This window comes from Paraburkholderia sp. RL18-085-BIA-A (genome assembly GCF_046027075.1).
Lineage (GTDB): Bacteria > Pseudomonadota > Gammaproteobacteria > Burkholderiales > Burkholderiaceae > Paraburkholderia.
Window position 1 is genome coordinate 1 of the sequence record NZ_JARESU010000526.1, and the last position, 739, is coordinate 739.

At 56.6% G+C, this 739-nt stretch carries 1 pseudogene; it reads right to left on the reverse strand.

From position 1 onward, the window contains the following. Positions 1–309: 309 nt before the first annotated feature. Positions 310–739: pseudogene (locus P0D89_RS53645) on the reverse strand (hypothetical protein); the annotation flags it as partial.

Below are 739 nucleotides of genomic sequence, written 5' to 3' on the forward strand. Positions count from 1 at the left end.
CTACGGTCATTCGATCGAGTTCTCAGATGGACATTCGAGCGTCGGCTCCGCCTAGGCAACGGACCTTCCCCCGACGGTCATGCTCGTCAAATGATCGGCCATTACAGCCGTTTGCAATGTTCACGAAGCGGTCGTTCAAGTATCGAAGATACCGTCATTCTGATCTGTGAAATGCTGAACCGGATACCTCCGCTGAGGGTCAACATGATCGGGAGACTTCGCCAGACGCCGGGGTTTCCCGACGAAAAAAATTTCATTCATCAACGTCAATCGCTTCCCGCGTGTACCCATGCGAGATGAAATCGGAGTTTAGCGGGACCTGCCTTTCACCGGTCGATCACCGGCGCGCTTCTTTGTTGCCGCCTCTTTCGGCGTTGCAGGCGAGTTCGCCACGTTTGCTTTACTGGCAACAATGTTGCCAGAGGTCGGTTTACGTGACCCAGCAGATGGCTTGACTGGCAACTTCTTTATTACCGATTTGTTGTCCGCCACAGTCTTCGCGGTCGCAGGTGGCTTCCGGGTTGTCGAGACAGCCGACCTGGCGGCCTTCTTTGCTGTCACGTTAGCTGCCGATGGCTTGTTACGTCCGGCAGCAGGTTTCACCGGTGGGTAAGCTTCGGCCATCTCGATGCCGAACACATCGGCCACCAGCGCGTTGTCGAGCAACTTGCCGGGAGTCGGGCGTTTTCTCGATTTGGGAAGACCGGCGCCGGCCTGCGTGACGAGATCGTTGGCATCG